Source organism: Stenotrophomonas sp. (assembly GCF_059505245.1).
In genome coordinates this window covers 1-14571 of the sequence record NZ_JCACKF010000020.1, presented here as the reverse complement: position 1 = coordinate 14571, position 14571 = coordinate 1, and the positions used below count along the sequence as shown (strand labels likewise).

At 67.0% G+C, this 14571-nt stretch carries 15 protein-coding genes and 1 pseudogene; 11 read left to right on the top strand and 5 right to left on the bottom strand.

Annotated elements, in window-relative coordinates; all coding sequences use genetic code 11:
- Nucleotides 1-18: 18 nt before the first annotated feature.
- From AC5JLE_RS08690 to bioA, 3 genes and pseudogenes are all read right to left on the bottom strand, one after another.
- A pseudogene (locus AC5JLE_RS08690) lies at nucleotides 19-132 on the bottom strand (16S rRNA (uracil(1498)-N(3))-methyltransferase); the annotation flags it as partial.
- A gap of 157 nt (nucleotides 133-289) precedes the next feature.
- Nucleotides 290-1027 (bottom strand): 16S rRNA (uracil(1498)-N(3))-methyltransferase, encoded by a 738-nt coding sequence (locus AC5JLE_RS08685; protein ID WP_496065216.1) that lies wholly within the window; start codon nucleotides 1025-1027, stop codon nucleotides 290-292.
- The gene (gene bioA, locus AC5JLE_RS08680) at nucleotides 1018-2409 is read right to left on the bottom strand and encodes an adenosylmethionine--8-amino-7-oxononanoate transaminase (RefSeq protein ID WP_032959099.1); all 1392 of its coding nucleotides are present in this window, start codon (nucleotides 2407-2409) and stop codon (nucleotides 1018-1020) included. The genes AC5JLE_RS08685 and bioA overlap by 10 nt, the downstream gene beginning before the upstream one ends.
- Nucleotides 2410-2486: 77 nt before the next feature.
- Here bioA and nudE point away from each other — a divergent pair, with 77 nt between their 5' ends.
- From nudE to AC5JLE_RS08640, 8 genes are all read left to right on the top strand, one after another.
- Nucleotides 2487-3050 (top strand): ADP compounds hydrolase NudE, encoded by a 564-nt coding sequence (nudE, locus tag AC5JLE_RS08675; RefSeq protein WP_005418435.1) that lies wholly within the window; start codon nucleotides 2487-2489, stop codon nucleotides 3048-3050.
- Nucleotides 3047-3850 (top strand): 3'(2'),5'-bisphosphate nucleotidase CysQ, encoded by an 804-nt coding sequence (cysQ, locus tag AC5JLE_RS08670; protein WP_014038179.1) that lies wholly within the window; start codon nucleotides 3047-3049, stop codon nucleotides 3848-3850. The genes nudE and cysQ overlap by 4 nt, the downstream gene beginning before the upstream one ends.
- Before the next feature lie 13 nt (nucleotides 3851-3863).
- Nucleotides 3864-4703, top strand: a complete 840-nt coding sequence (mazG, locus tag AC5JLE_RS08665) for a nucleoside triphosphate pyrophosphohydrolase (protein WP_014648086.1) — start codon at nucleotides 3864-3866, stop codon at nucleotides 4701-4703.
- On the top strand, nucleotides 4700-5029 hold the full coding sequence (locus AC5JLE_RS08660; RefSeq protein ID WP_014648085.1) for a YnfA family protein: 330 nt from the start codon (nucleotides 4700-4702) through the stop codon (nucleotides 5027-5029). The genes mazG and AC5JLE_RS08660 overlap by 4 nt, the downstream gene beginning before the upstream one ends.
- Nucleotides 5030-5247: 218 nt before the next feature.
- A complete protein-coding gene (locus tag AC5JLE_RS08655) occupies nucleotides 5248-5550 on the top strand; it encodes an Mpo1-like protein (RefSeq protein WP_014648084.1) in 303 nt (100 codons plus the stop codon).
- A 157-nt stretch (nucleotides 5551-5707) separates the two neighbouring features.
- The gene (gcvT, locus tag AC5JLE_RS08650; RefSeq protein ID WP_014648083.1) at nucleotides 5708-6820 is read left to right on the top strand and encodes a glycine cleavage system aminomethyltransferase GcvT; all 1113 of its coding nucleotides are present in this window, start codon (nucleotides 5708-5710) and stop codon (nucleotides 6818-6820) included.
- Nucleotides 6821-6913: 93 nt separating this feature from the next.
- A complete protein-coding gene (gene gcvH, locus AC5JLE_RS08645) occupies nucleotides 6914-7309 on the top strand; it encodes a glycine cleavage system protein GcvH (protein ID WP_014648082.1) in 396 nt (131 codons plus the stop codon).
- A 775-nt stretch (nucleotides 7310-8084) separates the two neighbouring features.
- Nucleotides 8085-8579: a hypothetical protein gene (locus tag AC5JLE_RS08640; RefSeq protein WP_496065215.1), complete on the top strand. Its 495-nt coding sequence runs from the start codon at nucleotides 8085-8087 to the stop codon at nucleotides 8577-8579.
- Between the two features lie 119 nt (nucleotides 8580-8698).
- Here the strand turns inward: AC5JLE_RS08640 and AC5JLE_RS08635 are convergent, their stop codons facing one another.
- Nucleotides 8699-9592: a LysR family transcriptional regulator gene (locus AC5JLE_RS08635; protein WP_032960844.1), complete on the bottom strand. Its 894-nt coding sequence runs from the start codon at nucleotides 9590-9592 to the stop codon at nucleotides 8699-8701.
- A 114-nt stretch (nucleotides 9593-9706) separates the two neighbouring features.
- Between AC5JLE_RS08635 and AC5JLE_RS08630 the strand changes: the two genes are divergently transcribed.
- Nucleotides 9707-10465 carry an SDR family NAD(P)-dependent oxidoreductase gene (locus AC5JLE_RS08630; protein WP_241884288.1) on the top strand — a complete coding sequence of 253 codons (759 nt, stop codon included), beginning with the start codon at nucleotides 9707-9709 and terminating at the stop codon, nucleotides 10463-10465.
- 102 nt (nucleotides 10466-10567) lie between these two features.
- Here AC5JLE_RS08630 and AC5JLE_RS08625 read toward each other — a convergent pair whose 3' ends face one another.
- Complete coding sequence (locus AC5JLE_RS08625; RefSeq protein WP_032960851.1) at nucleotides 10568-11968, bottom strand: serine hydrolase domain-containing protein; 1401 nt, start codon at nucleotides 11966-11968, stop codon at nucleotides 10568-10570.
- 284 nt (nucleotides 11969-12252) lie between these two features.
- Between AC5JLE_RS08625 and AC5JLE_RS08620 the strand changes: the two genes are divergently transcribed.
- On the top strand, nucleotides 12253-13581 hold the full coding sequence (locus AC5JLE_RS08620) for an NTP/NDP exchange transporter (protein WP_032960854.1): 1329 nt from the start codon (nucleotides 12253-12255) through the stop codon (nucleotides 13579-13581).
- Between the two features lie 76 nt (nucleotides 13582-13657).
- Nucleotides 13658-14008, top strand: coding sequence for a DUF1304 domain-containing protein (locus AC5JLE_RS08615; RefSeq protein WP_014648076.1), 351 nt, complete (start codon nucleotides 13658-13660; stop codon nucleotides 14006-14008).
- The last annotated feature ends 563 nt before the right edge of the window (nucleotides 14009-14571 follow it).

The following is a 14571-nucleotide window of genomic DNA, read 5'->3' as shown; positions in this document are numbered from 1 at the left end:
CACTACCACGAATCAGCCTTACCCCAGATCGCCCAACCGCGCCTGCAACGCCGCGATCGCGGCCAGTCCGGCCGTTTCCGTGCGCAGGATCCGCGGCCCCAGTTGCAGCCCCTGGAACCCTGCCGATTGCAATCACGATGCCGCCAGCGGGAGCGGCTTCCAGCGTCGACATCCGCTGGCGGCCTGATCGGCAATCCGCCGGTCGGGTTCCCGGTAGTGCCGGCCGCTGGCCGGCAACCTCATGATCCCGTGGATGCCGGCCAGCGGCCGGCACTACCACGAATCAGCCTTACCCCAGATCGCCCAACCGCGCCTGCAACGCCGCGATCGCGGCCAGTCCGGCCGTTTCCGTGCGCAGGATCCGCGGCCCCAGTTGCAGCCCCTGGAACCCTGCTGCGGCCAGTTGATCGCGGTCGCGTGGCGACCAGCCGCCTTCCGGGCCGATTGCAATCACGATGCCGCCAGCGGGAGCGGCTTCCAGCGTCGACAGGCGATGTGCTCCCTGCGGATCCAGGGTCAGCCGCAGCGAATCGGCTGGCAGCGCCGCCGCAGCCTGCGCCAGCGACAGCGGCGAACCTACCGGCGGAATGCGCGCGCGCCCGGACTGGCCGCAGGCCGAGGTCACCACGTTGTTCCAGTGCGCCACGCGCTTCTCGGCCCGTGCCGCGTCCAGCTTCACCTCGGTGCGCTCGGCGTTGACCGGAATGATCGCGACCACGCCCAGCTCGGTGGCCTTCTGCAGGATCAGGTCCATCTTCTCGCCACGGGCGATGCCCTGCAGCAGGGTGATCGCCAGCGGGGATTCGTTGTCGATGGCCTGCACGGCGTCGATGCGGACCTGCACCTCGCGCTTGCCGGCCACGGTCAGCGTCGCGCTGTAGTCGTGGCCATCGCCGTTGAACAGCACGCAGGTATCGCCTTCGCGCAGGCGCATCACCCGCACCAGGTGGTTGGCGGTGTCTTCCGGCAGGGTCACGGTCTGGCCGCTGCGCAGCGCCAGGTCGATGGGGCAGCGGGTCACGCGCATGCAATCGCCTCGTCGATGGCCGCCAGCGTGGTGTGCGCCAGCAGCTCCAGTTGTTCGTCGTCCACGCAGTAGGGTGGCATCCAGTACAGCACGTCGCCCAGCGGGCGCAGCACCACGCCGCGCTTGAGGGCGGCCTTGTAGGCCTGCAGGCCCAGCCGCAGGCCCGGGTCGAACGGCGTGCGCTTGTTGCCGTCGCGCGACAGCTCGAACGCCACCACCATGCCGGCCTGGCGCACGTCGGCCACGTGCGGGTGGTCGGCAAACGGTGCCGCCAGCGTGCCCATCACCGAGGCGATGCCCCGGTTGCGCGCGATCACATCGTCGTCGCGGAAGATGTCCAGCGTCGCCAGCGCCGCGGCGCAGGCCAGCGGGTTGCCGGTGTAACTGTGCGAATGCAGGAAGGCGCGCTCGCGCGAGTCGTCGAGGAAGGCGTCATACAGCGCCTGCGTCGCCAGTACGGCGGCCAGTGGCAGGAAGCCGCCGGTCAGGCCCTTGGACAGGCACATCAGGTCCGGCATCACCCCGGCCTGCTCGCAGGCGAACAGGGTGCCGGTGCGGCCGAAGCCGGTGGCGATCTCGTCGGCGATCATGAACGCGCCATGGGCATCGCACAGTTCGCGCACGCGCTGCAGGTAGACCGGGTCATGCATGCGCATGCCGCCGGCACACTGCAGGCGCGGTTCCAGGATCACCGCGCAGACCTCGCCCGGGTGCTGGTCGAACAGCGTGGCCAGGCCATCGGCCGCCTGCCGTGCGCGATCGGCCGCGCTCTGGCCCGGTTCGGCCAGGTAGGCATCGGGCGACGGCGCGAACAGGCCCTCGGCCAGCAGCGGCGCATAGACGCGGCGGTACAGCGGAATGTCACCCAGCGCCAGCGCGCCCAGGGTTTCGCCGTGGTAGCCGTTCTCGAGCGCGATGAAGCGCGTGCGCCGGGGCTCTCCGCGGTTCTGGAAGTACTGGAAGGCCATCTTCAACGCCACTTCCACGCCGGCGGATCCGTTGTCGGCGTAGAACACCTTGGCCAGCGGTTCGCGGCCGGCCTGGCGTGGCGCCAGTGCCAGCAGGCGTTCGGCCAGGGTGATCGCCGGCTCGTGGCCGAAACCGGCGAGCATCACCTGTTCCAGTTGCCCGGCCTGGGCAGCGATGGCACCACCGATGCGCGGTTCGGCATGACCGAACAGATTGGTCCACCAGCTGCTGACCGCGTCCAGATAGCGGTTGCCGTCGTGGTCGATCAGCCATGCGCCTTCGCCACGGGCAATCGGTACCAGCGGCAGGGTGTCCGGATGCTCACGCATCTGCGTGCACGGGTGCCACAGCACCTGCAGGTCGCGCTGCCGCCAGTGGCGGGCCAGCGGGGAGGGGGTTGGGTCTGCTAGCATTTCGGGCTCATGAACATGTTGCTGCCTGCACATTCTATCGGCCCCGGCGCAGCCGCCGGTCGCCGCGGAGATTCCGCATGAACGATGACCGTGCCGGCCGTCGCTTGCCGATCATCCATCGGATCACCGATGAGGAGAACGGCCCCTTCCAGCGCCAGCACCTGGACCTGGAGTTCTCCAACGGCGAACGCCGCCGCTTCGAGCGCCTGGTCAGCCGTGGGCACGGTGCGGTGGTGGTGGTGCCGATGCTCGACGACGAAACCGTGCTGCTGGTACGTGAATACGCCGCTGGCATGCACCGTTACGAACTGGGGCTGGTGAAGGGCCGGATCGATGCCGGCGAGACGCCCGAGCAGGCGGCCGACCGCGAACTGAAGGAAGAGGCCGGTTATGGTGCGCGCCGGGTCGACGTGCTGCGCGCGATGACCCTGGCCCCGACCTACATGAGCCACCAGTCGTGGCTGGTGGTGGCGCGCGACCTGTACCCGGAAAAACTGGCCGGCGACGAGCCGGAGGAGCTGGAAGTGGTGCCGTGGAAGCTGGCCGAACTGGACCAGCTGATGCTGCGCGAGGACTTCTCAGAGGGACGCTCGCTGGCGGCGCTGTTCATTGCCCGCCAGTGGCTGCAGGGAACGCGATGATCAAGCTGACGACGGACCTGCGCGAGACCGCCATCGCCATCGCCCAGGAAGCCGGACAGGCCATCATGCAGGTGTATGCCGATGGCTTCGACGTGCAGATCAAGGACGACAACAGCCCGGTCACCGCAGCTGACCTGGCCGCCAACCAGGTCATTGAACTGGGCCTGCGCCAGCTGACCCCGGACCTGCCGATCCTGTCCGAGGAATCGGCGCAGGTGGGCTGGGAGCAGCGCCGCCACTGGGGCGCCTACTGGCTGGTGGACCCGCTCGACGGCACCCGCGAGTTCGTCAAGCGCAACGGTGAGTTCAGCGTCAACATTGCCTTGATCTACCAGGGCGCACCGGCATTCGGCGTGGTGCTGGCGCCGGTCACCGGCATTGTCTGGCATGCCATGCGCGGGGAACTGGCCTATCGGCGGCAGGGTCTGCACGACACCGTGCTGCGCACCCGCACGCCGGCCACTGCTCCGCTGCGCGTCGCCGCCAGCCGATCGCACCGTTCGCCGGAAACCGAGGCGCTGCTGGCGCGCATGGGCCGCATCGAGACCATCGCGCAGGGATCGTCGCTGAAATTCTGCCGGATCGCCGAAGGCGGCCTGGATGTCTATCCGCGGCTCGGCCCGACCTCTGAATGGGATACCGCCGCCGGCCAGTGCGTGCTGCATGCGGCGGGTGGCGCGGTGCTGTCGGCCGCGACCGGCAAGCCGTTCCGTTACAACCGCCGCGAAACGCTGTTGAACGGCGATTTCATTGCCCTTGGTGATACCAGCCTGCCGTGGCGCGACTGGTTGTCCGACTGAACCTGGAGGCCGCATGAGCGCGCACGACACCCCTGCCACCGGCAGCGAGGCAAGCCATCAACTGGAACGCCTGCTGGTCATCATGGCGCGCCTGCGCGACCCGCAGGGAGGTTGCCCATGGGACCTGGAGCAGGACTTCTCGACCATTGCCCCGTACACCATCGAGGAAGCCTACGAGGTGGCCGATGCGATCGACCGCGGCGACCTCGACGATCTCTGCGACGAGCTCGGCGACCTGCTGCTGCAGGTGGTGTTCCACGCACGCATGGCCGAGGAGCAGGGGGCATTTGCCTTCGCCGATGTCGCACGTGCGATCAGCGACAAGATGCAGCGCCGTCACCCGCATGTGTTTGCCGATGTCAGCGTCGACGATGCCGACGGAGTGATGCGCAACTGGGACGCGATCAAGCGCGCCGAGCGTGCCGCCAAGGGCGAGCAGGACACCTCCGCACTGGCCGGTATCTCGCGTGGCCTGCCGGAATGGCAGCGCGCCGTGAAGCTCCAGTCGCGCGCGGCCAGGGTCGGTTTCGACTGGCCGGGCCCGCTGCCTGTGCTGGACAAGGCGGCCGAGGAGCTGCAGGAGCTGCGAGAGGAATTCGAGCGCGGCGATATCGCGGGCAACAAGGCGCGCCTGCAGGAAGAACTGGGCGACCTGCTGTTCGTCTGCGCCAACCTGGCCCGGCACGCCGATATCGATCTGGGCGCCGCACTGCGCGGGGCCAACCACAAGTTCGAGCGGCGCTTCCGCGCGATGGAAGCGCAGGCCGAGGCGCAGGGGGAGGCGTTGGCGGCACTGGACCTGGATGCGCAGGAAGCGCTGTGGCAGCACGCCAAGGCAGCAGAAAAAGCGTGAAGACGCTTGGCCTGTTCCTGCTGACCGCGCTGGCCGAGATCGTCGGCTGTTACCTGCCATGGTTGTGGCTGCGCAAGGGAGGCAGCGTCTGGTTGCTGCTGCCGGCCGCGGCCAGCCTGGCCCTGTTCGCCTGGCTGCTGACTCTGCACCCGACTGCCAGTGGACGGGTCTATGCCGCCTACGGTGGCGTGTACATCGGCACCGCGCTGTTCTGGTTGTGGCTGGTCGACGGCATCCGCCCCAGCCGCTGGGACCTGTTCGGTGCAGCCCTGTGCCTGGCCGGCATGGCGGTGATCATGTTCGGTCCGCGCACGCCCCCGGTGTAGCGTCGAGCCAGGCTCGACCGCGCCCACCCTTTTGTAGAGCCGAGCCATGCTCGGCTGCTTCTCCGGGGAGCAGTCGAGCAAGCTTGGCGCTACAAAGGCCAAGGCAGCCGAGCATGGCTCGGCTCTACAACGGCCGCCGGGCCATGCCCCGCAAGCGCGCAGCGCTGCATCCCGGTAAGGCGCATGATGGCAGTGACCACGGCCCCCGGAGCACGCGCATGTCCCGCTTCGCCAGCTTCCGCGAGTTCTATCCGTTCTATCTCAGCGAGCACCGCCACCCGGTCTCGCGGCGCCTGCATTTCATCGGCAGCTGCGGGGTGCTGCTGCTGGCTGCGGCTGCCGTGTTGCGCGGCCAGCCGACGCTCCTGCTGGCCGCGCTGTTCTGCGGTTATGGATTCGCCTGGGTCGGCCACTTCTTCTTCGAGAAGAATCGCCCGGCCACCTTCCGGCATCCGCTGTATTCATTCATGGGTGACTGGGTGATGTTCGTCGACATCCTGCGTGGGCGGGTGCGCCTGTAACAGGCGGTTGCGGGGAGCGCAGCCATTGCCTTGCCCGAAAGGGAAAGGGCGCGGCGGGCCGCGCTTCCGCTTCCACGAACCGCTGCGCTGCGGCACGCCTGCGGGCGACCGATCTGGGATAATGGGAATTCCTGTTTCCTCTGCTGCCGGACCGGTCATGACCCAGAAGACGCTGCTCAACGATACCCACCGCGCCCTTGGCGCCAAGATGGTCGATTTCGGGGGGTGGGACATGCCCATCCACTACGGCTCGCAGCTGGACGAACACCACCTGGTGCGTCGCGAAGCCGGCGTGTTCGACGTCAGTCACATGACCGTGGTCGACCTGCGCGGTGACCAGGTCAAGCCGTTCCTGCGCCGCCTGCTGGCCAATTCGATCGACAAACTGAAGGTGACTGGCAAGGCCCTGTACTCGTGCATGCTGAATCCGCGCGGCGGCGTCATCGACGACCTGATCGTCTACTACCTGGGCGACGATTTCTTCCGCATGGTGGTCAATGCCTCCACCCGCGAAAAGGACCTGGCCTGGCTGCGTGAGCAGGCGGCACCGTTCGGTGTTTCCGTCGAGCAGCGCCCGGACCTGGCCATCCTCGCCGTGCAGGGCCCGCAGGCGCGCGACATCGTGATCGGCCTGGCCCGCGAAGCCGACCGTGCAGCACTGACCAAGCTGGGCCGCTTCGCCGCCCTGCAGGCGCAGTCCGACGACGGCGTCGAGTTGTTTGTCGCCCGCACCGGCTACACCGGTGAAGACGGTTTCGAGATCCTGCTGCCGCAGGATGCCGTGGTCGCCTTCTGGAACCGCCTGCTGGCGGCAGGCGTGAAGCCGGCCGGCCTCGGTGCGCGCGACACCCTGCGCCTGGAGGCCGGCATGAACCTGTACGGCCAGGACATGGACGAAGAGATCAGCCCGTATGAAGCGGCACTGGCCTGGACCGTGTCGCTGGACGAAGGCCGCGACTTCATCGGCCGCGACGTGCTGGAGGCGCAGAAGGCCGCCGGCACCGCGCGCCAGATGATCGGCCTGGTGATGGACGAGAAGGGCGTGCTGCGCCACGGCCAGGCGGTGACCACCGCTGGCGGCCAGGGCGAGATCCTGTCCGGCACCTTCTCGCCGACCCTGGCCAAGGGCATCGCCTTCGCCCGCGTGCCGGCCGGTGAACTCGGCGAGGTCACCGTCGACATCCGCGGCCGGCAGGTGCCGGTGCGCGTGGTCAAGTTCCCGTTCGTGCGCGAAGGCCAGGCCCAGCCCGGCGTGCTCGCCGACGCCTGATCCGAACGTGCCGGTCGTCACTGACAGCAGTGGCGGCCGGTTGGTTACACTAGCCCCGTTTTTTCCACCCTTGCATATCTCTGGAGCAGTCCCATGAGCGAGATCCCCGGCGACCTCAAGTTCCTCAAGTCCCATGAGTGGGCCCGTGTCGAAGGCAATGGCCGCGTCACCGTCGGTATTTCCGACCACGCCCAGGGCCTGCTGGGTGACCTGGTCTACGTCGAACTGCCGGAAGTCGGCGCCGACGCCAAGGCCGGCGAACAGATCGCCGTCGTCGAGTCGGTGAAGGCCGCCTCGGACGTCTACAGCCCGATCAGCGGCAAGGTCGTCGAGGTCAACTCGGCCCTGTCCGACAAGCCGGAAACCATCAACGAAGATGCCTACGGCGAAGGCTGGATGTTCGTGATCGAACTGACCAACGCCGAAGAGGTCAACGAGCTGCTGGACCCGGACGCGTACGCCGAAGCCCTGGAGAACGACGACCACTGAGTCGTCGTTTCCGGATTCTGGAACGGCCACCTTCGGGTGGCCGTTTTTGTTTTGGCGACCGCGTCGGACTCATGACGCGGGGTTCGCTGTGCACCCTCGGCGTGGCATCAGCCGACAGGCGAACGGTGCCGATGGGCGTGCGCAGTTTTGCGCAAATCCGCGTTTCAGCCCCGCGCCGAAGCGTTCGAATGTGAAAACTTTTCGCCCCCCGTTGCGGCGCCGTTGTGCTGGCGTTGGCGGCGGTGCCGGTGACCACCGACGATGCGCGTACGCCGTTGTGCCTTGCCTGCGCCTGTCTACGCGGAGTGCTTATTTCAAGTGTTTTTTGATCAACGCCTGCATTGGCATCGATGCAGGCAACGTGCGTGCGCGCCGCTTCCACCGTCGTTGCAGGCCGTGCAGAGTGGTGGCGCCGGCGGCGCCCGGGAAGGCGCGGATGTGAAAATTTTTCGCGGGGGTTGTTGACAGTAAAAAAAACCGTGATTAGGTTTCGCCTCAGCAGACCTTGCCTGCCCAACCGAGTGCGCAGAATCAATCGTCCGATGCGAAGCAGCCCCTTCAAGACCACCGCGACCCTGATGACGGTGGACATGGCCCCGCTTCCCCCGGAGAAATGCAAGGCAACTCCCGTTCCGATGCCCGCTCCGCCGATCGAGGCGGGCATTGCCGCATCCGTAACGGCGCGCCTGACGCGCCGGCGGTCCCCGCACGCAGCATCCGCGGGTTTGATCCAACTGGGCGTTTCAACTCCCTATCACTGACGAGGAGCCATCCCATGGCAACCAAGAAAGCTGCGAAGAAGAAGCCCGCCGCCAAGAAAGCGGTGAAGAAGGTCGCGAAGAAGGCCGCTGCCAAGAAGGCAGTGAAGAAGGTCGCGAAGAAGGCAACCGCCAAGAAGGCAGTGAAGAAGGCTGCGAAGAAGGTCGCCAAGAAGACCACTGCGAAGAAGGCAGTAAAGAAGGCGGCGAAGAAGGTAGCCAAGAAGTCCGCTGCCAAGAAGGTAGCCAAGAAGGTTGCCAAGAAGGCCACCAAGAAGACTGCCAAGAAGGCCGCGGCCCGCAAGCCGGCCAAGAAGGTCGCGAAGAAGGCCACTGCCAAGAAGGCCGTCAAGAAGACCGCCAAGAAGGCAGTGAAGAAGACCGCGAAGAAGGCCACCAAGAAGGCTGCCCCGAAGAAGGCAGCGAAGAAGGTTGCCAAGCGCAAGCCGGCCGCCCGCAAGAAGAAGGCCGCTCCGGTCGCTCTGCCGGCAACCCCGGCGCCGCTGATCTAAGTACTTCCCGATAGCCGCATCCTGAAACCCCCTTCCCTGGCTGCCCAGCGGGGAGGGGGTTTTTTTATGGGCCACTCGTAGCGTCGAGCCAGGCTCGACCGCTTTGCTGACGGTCGGCGCTAGCCGTGCGGCGCCGCTGGAAAGCGCTCCATCAGGAAGTCGAGGAAGCTGCGCAGGCGGGTGGAGTGGTATCGGTCGTGCGCATAGACCACGTGCATCGGCCGACCGGCCTGACCGTATTCCGGGAACAGCTGCACCAGACGCCCCGCCTCGACATCGGCGGCCAGCAGCAGCGTCGATTGCAGGACGATGCCGAGGCCGTGCAGCGCCGCCGAACGCAGCGCTTCGCCATTGTTGATCTGCAGTCGGCCGTCGGGCACGTGGTCGAGCTCGCCAGCGTCGTCCTGCAGCCACTGCGCAAGCGCACTCGGTTCGAACGACAGGCATTGATGGCCGGCAAGTGCGTGCACGCTGCGTGGCGTGCCATGCCTGGCCAGATACGCCGGCGAGGCGCACATCATCAAGCGATAGGGGGCCAGTGCTCGTGCCACCAGCACGCTGCTGTCGGCCAGCGTGCCGATGCGCAGTGCCGCCTCGAAGCCCTCTTCGGCCAGGTCGACCACACGATCGGTCAGCGTGGCTTCGACCCGGACATCCGGATGACGGGCCATGTACTCGGCCAGCGCCGGTACCAGCGCGTGTGTACCGAAGATCACCGGTGCGCTGATGCGCAGCGTGCCCGCCGGTGAGAGCTGCTGGTGCTGCGCCTGCGCGTCGGTTTCCTCCACCAGGCGCAGGATCTCCTTGCAGCGCGCGTAGTAGTCCTCGCCGAACGGTGTCATGTGCTGGCGCCGGGTGGTACGGCTCAACAGCTGCATGCCCAGCCGGGCTTCCAATGCGCGCAGGTGCTTGCCGGCCATCGTTGCCGAGATATCCATCGCCGCGGCTGCCGCACTGAGGCTGCCCTTGTCCACGATCAGCACGTAGACCTGCATGCTCTCCAGCAGGTTCATCTGACACCCCGGGTGTTGAATGCTGAAACCTGCGTGGAGTTTATCAATCAGGGGTGATCAAACAGCATGTCGTGCACGGACCGGATTCGCCGGCCACGCTGACAGGAGAACACCATGGACTTGAACCTTGCTGGCCGTACCGCGTTGGTGACGGGCGCGGCCAGCGGCATCGGTGCCGCCGTCGCCAGGCAGCTGGCGGCCCAGGGCGTGCGCATTGCCATCACGTCGCGGCAGCGGGCACCGCTGCAGGCGCTGGCGGCGCGGATCGAAGCCGAAGGCGGCGCCGCACCGGTCATCGTGGCCGGCGATGTCACAGTTGCCGGCGACCTCCGGTACATCGCGGACGCATCCCGTGAGGCATTGCAGCGTGTCGACATCCTGGTCAATGCCGCAGGCGGTTCCCGGCCGACGACGGTCGATGCCGATGACGATATCTGGGAGGAAGCGATCGCCCTGAACTTCTCCGCCGCACGACGGCTGACCCAGGCGCTGTTGCCCGGCATGCAGGCGCAGGCATGGGGACGGGTGATCAACTTCAGCGGTTCGATGGAACCGCGCGCGGTGAACGCGGCCACCGCGGCGAAGGTGGCATTGCACCTGTGGAGCAAGGGCCTGTCGTCGGAGGTGGCGGGGCAGGGCATCACGGTGAACGCGATTGCACCGGGGCGCATCAACAGCGCGCAGATCCTGGACCGCCTGCACCCCACCGAGGAAAGCAGACGCGCGTTCATTGCCCGCAACATCCCGATCGGACGCTTTGGTGAACCGGAGGAAGTGGCGCCGCTGGTGGCGTTCCTGGCCTCGCCGCTGGCGGGTTACATCACCGGTGCGGTGATTCCAGTGGACGGCGGCATGCACTACTTCGCGCACTAGCGCTGCGGAACTGCAGAGCCGAGCATGGGCTCGACGCTGCAACGGCCAACAAAAAGGGCGACCGATGGGCCGCCCTTCGCACACACGGTCGAGCCCGCCTGGTCAGCGCGGCGAAGCCACCGCGCGGTTGCCCGAGGCGCCCTTGCCCTTGCGCTTGTCCTGCTGCGCCGGGCTTGCGCCCTCGGCCATCAGGTTGTCGCTGCCGAAGTCGGTGTCCACGTCCAGCCAGCGCTGCGCCGGCAGGCCAAGAGCCGAGTCGAGCACGGTCGGCAGCAGGCCGCTGGGCAGGCCGCTTTCGCCATTCCAGAGGATGGCGATGCCGAGGTCACGTTCCGGCACCAGCGCGACCAGGCCGCGATAGCCCTGCACGGCACCTGCATGGAACACCACGTCGTGGCCGGCGTAGTCGAAGGTACGCCAACCCAATGCGTAGCCCGCCGAGTGCAGGCGCTCACGGCGCCAGCCCGAACGCATCTCGCCCGGCGTGTTGATCAGGCTTGAATGCAGGGTGGCCAGCAGCGGTGCCGGCAGCACGTCGGGGCGATGTCCGGTGTGGGCCAGCAGCCACTGTGCCATGTCGCTGGCGCTGGCGTTGACGCCAGCCGCCGGAGCGACGCGGTAATAGGTGGGCTTGGGCGTCAGCGAGACCCAGCCGTTGCGGCTGCGCACGTGCGGACGCGCCCAGCGCGAGCTGGCCTGGATGCCGGCCAGACCGAGGCTGGCATCATTCATGCCCAGCGGCTTGAAGATGCGGCGCTCGACCGACTGCTCGTAGAAGCTGCCCGAGGCCGCATAGACAACGTCGCCGATCAGGCTGAAGGCCACATTCTGGTAGGCGTAGCAGTCGCCCGGCAGGCATTTCAGGCTGGTGTTGGCCAGCTTCTGGGTCAGCGCGTAGTACTCGGCGTTGCCTTCGATGTCGCGGTCGTAGGCGTTGTACGGCAGGCCGACGCGATGGCTGAGCACGTCGGCCACGGTCAGGCGGTCGGTGGCTTCGGGCGAATTGAGGCGGAAGCCCGGCACGTAGTCGGTGACCTTGCTGTCCCAGCGCAGCGTGCCGTCGTTGACCAGCAGGCCGGCCATGGTGCCGGCGAACGCCTTGGACAGCGAGGCCAGGCGGAACACGGTGTGCGCATCGACCGGCAGCGGGTTGTTGACGTCGGTGACGCCATAGCCACGCGCGCTGAGAATGCGGCCGCCCTGCACGATCGCCACCGCCATGCCTGGCACGCGCTCGCCATAGGTCAGCTGCTGCGCCATCGATTCGATGTTGGCGACGTTGAAGCCAGCCGCCGGCGCCTGGACGCGCGGCACCAGACCGGTGCGGTAGGCCGCAGGCTGGGTGTGGGCGACGGTGGCAGCCGTCGCGGATTCGATGTTGGTCGGCATCGGCGGCAACGCCGGCGGTGTCTGCGCGGTGGTGGACAAGGCAACGGGCATCAACATGCCCAGCAAACCGGTGGCCGCCGAACGGATCGGACGACGCAGGCTGTTCTTTTTCATCGGTTGGACCCGTGCGCGACTGCTGATGGCGATTCTAGCGCCGCTTTTCCCCTGTGCACAAACAAAGCGAAGATGAATGCGCATCTTGTTGAAAAAGTTGGAATTTTGACGCCCCGAAAGTGTGTATCGGAACGTGTCGTCCAGGCCGGTCGTCGCGTCCGTCCGCAGGCGCGAGGGCGCGTCACGCTGGCGATGTTGCAGTGCATTGGCTAACGTACGCGCTTCACCGCCCCGGAGCCTGCCATGCTGCTGTCCAACCGCCGTCTGTGGGCGAGGGGCGCTGCATGAGCGCTGCATCGGGCAAGGGGCCGCTGCAGGGCCTGGCGGCGGCGCTGCGCGAGTCGCCGGCGCTGTGGTGGTCGTTCCTGTACTTCTTCTGCCTGCTCAGCGGCTACTACGTGCTGCGCCCGGTGCGTGAGGCCATGGCCGCCTCGGCGGACCTGGAAACGGTGTTCCCGCCCGTGCTGATCACCTGGTTCGCCAGCCATGGCATCGCGTTGAAGGACTTCGTCCTGCAGTTCCTGTTCTCCTGCGTGTTCGTGATCATGCTGGTGCTGCAGCCGGTGTACGGCTGGCTGGTCAGCCGCTTCCCGCGCCGTGTGTTCCTTCCCATGGTGTACGGCTTCTTCATCGTCACCCTGCTGGGGTTCTACGCACTGTTCGACAGTCACGTGCCAGGGCGGGGCATGGCCTTTTTCCTCTGGGTGATGGTCTTCAACCTGTTCGCGGTGGCGGTGTTCTGGAGCTTCATGGCCGACGTGTTCTCCAACGCACAGGCGCGTGCCTACTACGGCTACATCGGTGCGGCCGGCACCGTTGGCGCGTTCCTCGGCCCGTTGATCACCAGCGCGCTGGCCCAGCGCGTGGGCATCGCCAACCTGATGCTGGTCTCGGCAGCATTCCTGGTCGTGTGCCTGTTGTGCATCTGGCGGCTGCGGCATTGGGCGGTGCTGCGCGAACGCGAGCAGCAACTGGTGTCCGGCGAGCAACCGATGGGCGGCAGCGTGCTGGACGGCCTGAAACTGATCGTGCGCGAGCCGCTGCTGCGCTGGTTGGCGGTGATGGTGGTGTTCGGCGTGGGCGTCGGCACGCTGCTGTACAACCAGCAGGCCAGCATCGTGCGCGCGGCGTTTACCGACCCGGCGGCCAGTACCGCGTTCTTCTCGCGCATCGACCTGGCGGTGAACGCGCTGGCGCTGCTGATGCAGGTGGGCCTGACCCGCTGGCTGCTGTCGCGCCACGGCATCGCGCCGGCGCTGCTGATTCCCGGTTTCGCGATCCTGATCGGCTTCTCGGTGCTGGCAGCCTCGCCGATGCCGTTGATGGTCGCGGTGGTGCAGGTGATGACCCGCGCCAGCGAATTCGCACTGGCCAAGCCGGCGCGCGAGACCATCTACACGCGCGTGGACCGGCAGTGGCGCTACAAGGCCGGCGCGGCGATCGACACCGTGGTGTACCGCGGCGCGGACCTGGGGTTCACCTGGATCCACAAGGCACTGACCCTGTTCGGTTCGCACGTGGTGTTCATCGGCGGCGTGCTTGTGGCCGGCTTCATGACCCTGGCTGCGTTCGGCGTGCTGCGCGAAGAAAAGAAGCTGCCGCGCGACCGTTGATTTGCCGGGGTCAGGGCCCTTTCCCGCGGGGAAAGGGCGCTGACCCCATTCTCCTTCCCTGTCCAAGGAACCGCACATGTACTGGATCGCACTCGCCCTGACCTTGCTGGTCGCACTGCTGCACGTCTATTTCCTGGTGCTGGAGATGTTCCTGTGGACCCGCCCGCTGGGCCTGAAGACCTTCCGCAACACGCCGGAGAAGGCCGGGGCCACGCGCGTGCTGGCGGCCAACCAGGGCCTGTACAACGGCTTCCTGGCGGCAGGCATCGTGGTGGGGCTGGTGATCGATCAGCCGGTGCTGGTGACGTTCTCGCTGGCCTGCGTGGTGGTGGCGGGGTGCTACGGCGCGTACAGCGTGAGCCGCCGTATTTTCATGATCCAGGCGGTGCCGGCGATCCTGGCGTTGGTGTTTCGCGCGCTGGCGTAGTTTCCAGCCAACGGCGCTGCCCCTCGTGGGTTGGTCGCGTGGAGCGGGTCATGTGTTGGGGGTGGCGGGTGGGCCGTGCAGGGGACGCTGCAAGTACGTCCATGTAAGCTCGATGGCGCCATCCATGGCGCCAACGCCCCTGAACGGCCCACCCGCCACACCCCTGACAGTTTCAGGGCGCGGCCAGCCACGGAGAAGAAAAAGAAGTTCAAGAGCAACAGCAACAGCAAAAAGCGGCCGGTGGGCCGCTTTTGCTTTTGCTTCTGCCCTTCTTTTTTCTCTTGCGTGGGTGGACGCCGCAGAGATGCGTCCGAGGCTGGGGGCGGTGGGTTCGCGGGGGTGTCCGCGGCATGGATGCCGCGGCCAAGTCCCCAGGGATGGGTTCACGGCGTCCCCCGCGAACCCACCGTCCCCAGCCTAACCAGGGCTTTCCGCGATCAACCGTCCACCCACGAGGGGCTGCGCCGTTCGCGGGGACCTTATCTCTTGCCAATCTGGCACCTTGGGTGCCGAGAGCCCGGCGTGGGCGACCGTGTGGATCCAGGTCTTGCGACCGAGAAGTA

Coding starts and splice junctions, on each gene's coding strand:
- AC5JLE_RS08620 (WP_032960854.1), top strand. CDS start 12,253: ATGAGCGCTGCATCGGGCAAGGGGCCGCTGCAGGGCCTGGCGGCGGCG.
- AC5JLE_RS08655 (WP_014648084.1), top strand. CDS start 5,248: ATGTCCCGCTTCGCCAGCTTCCGCGAGTTCTATCCGTTCTATCTCAGC.
- AC5JLE_RS08640 (WP_496065215.1), top strand. CDS start 8,085: ATGGCAACCAAGAAAGCTGCGAAGAAGAAGCCCGCCGCCAAGAAAGCG.
- AC5JLE_RS08625 (WP_032960851.1), bottom strand. CDS start 11,968: ATGAAAAAGAACAGCCTGCGTCGTCCGATCCGTTCGGCGGCCACCGGT.
- bioA (WP_032959099.1), bottom strand. CDS start 2,409: ATGCTAGCAGACCCAACCCCCTCCCCGCTGGCCCGCCACTGGCGGCAG.
- AC5JLE_RS08630 (WP_241884288.1), top strand. CDS start 9,707: ATGGACTTGAACCTTGCTGGCCGTACCGCGTTGGTGACGGGCGCGGCC.
- AC5JLE_RS08685 (WP_496065216.1), bottom strand. CDS start 1,027: ATGCGCGTGACCCGCTGCCCCATCGACCTGGCGCTGCGCAGCGGCCAG.
- nudE (WP_005418435.1), top strand. CDS start 2,487: ATGAACGATGACCGTGCCGGCCGTCGCTTGCCGATCATCCATCGGATC.
- AC5JLE_RS08615 (WP_014648076.1), top strand. CDS start 13,658: ATGTACTGGATCGCACTCGCCCTGACCTTGCTGGTCGCACTGCTGCAC.
- cysQ (WP_014038179.1), top strand. CDS start 3,047: ATGATCAAGCTGACGACGGACCTGCGCGAGACCGCCATCGCCATCGCC.
- gcvT (WP_014648083.1), top strand. CDS start 5,708: ATGACCCAGAAGACGCTGCTCAACGATACCCACCGCGCCCTTGGCGCC.
- gcvH (WP_014648082.1), top strand. CDS start 6,914: ATGAGCGAGATCCCCGGCGACCTCAAGTTCCTCAAGTCCCATGAGTGG.
- AC5JLE_RS08635 (WP_032960844.1), bottom strand. CDS start 9,592: ATGAACCTGCTGGAGAGCATGCAGGTCTACGTGCTGATCGTGGACAAG.
- mazG (WP_014648086.1), top strand. CDS start 3,864: ATGAGCGCGCACGACACCCCTGCCACCGGCAGCGAGGCAAGCCATCAA.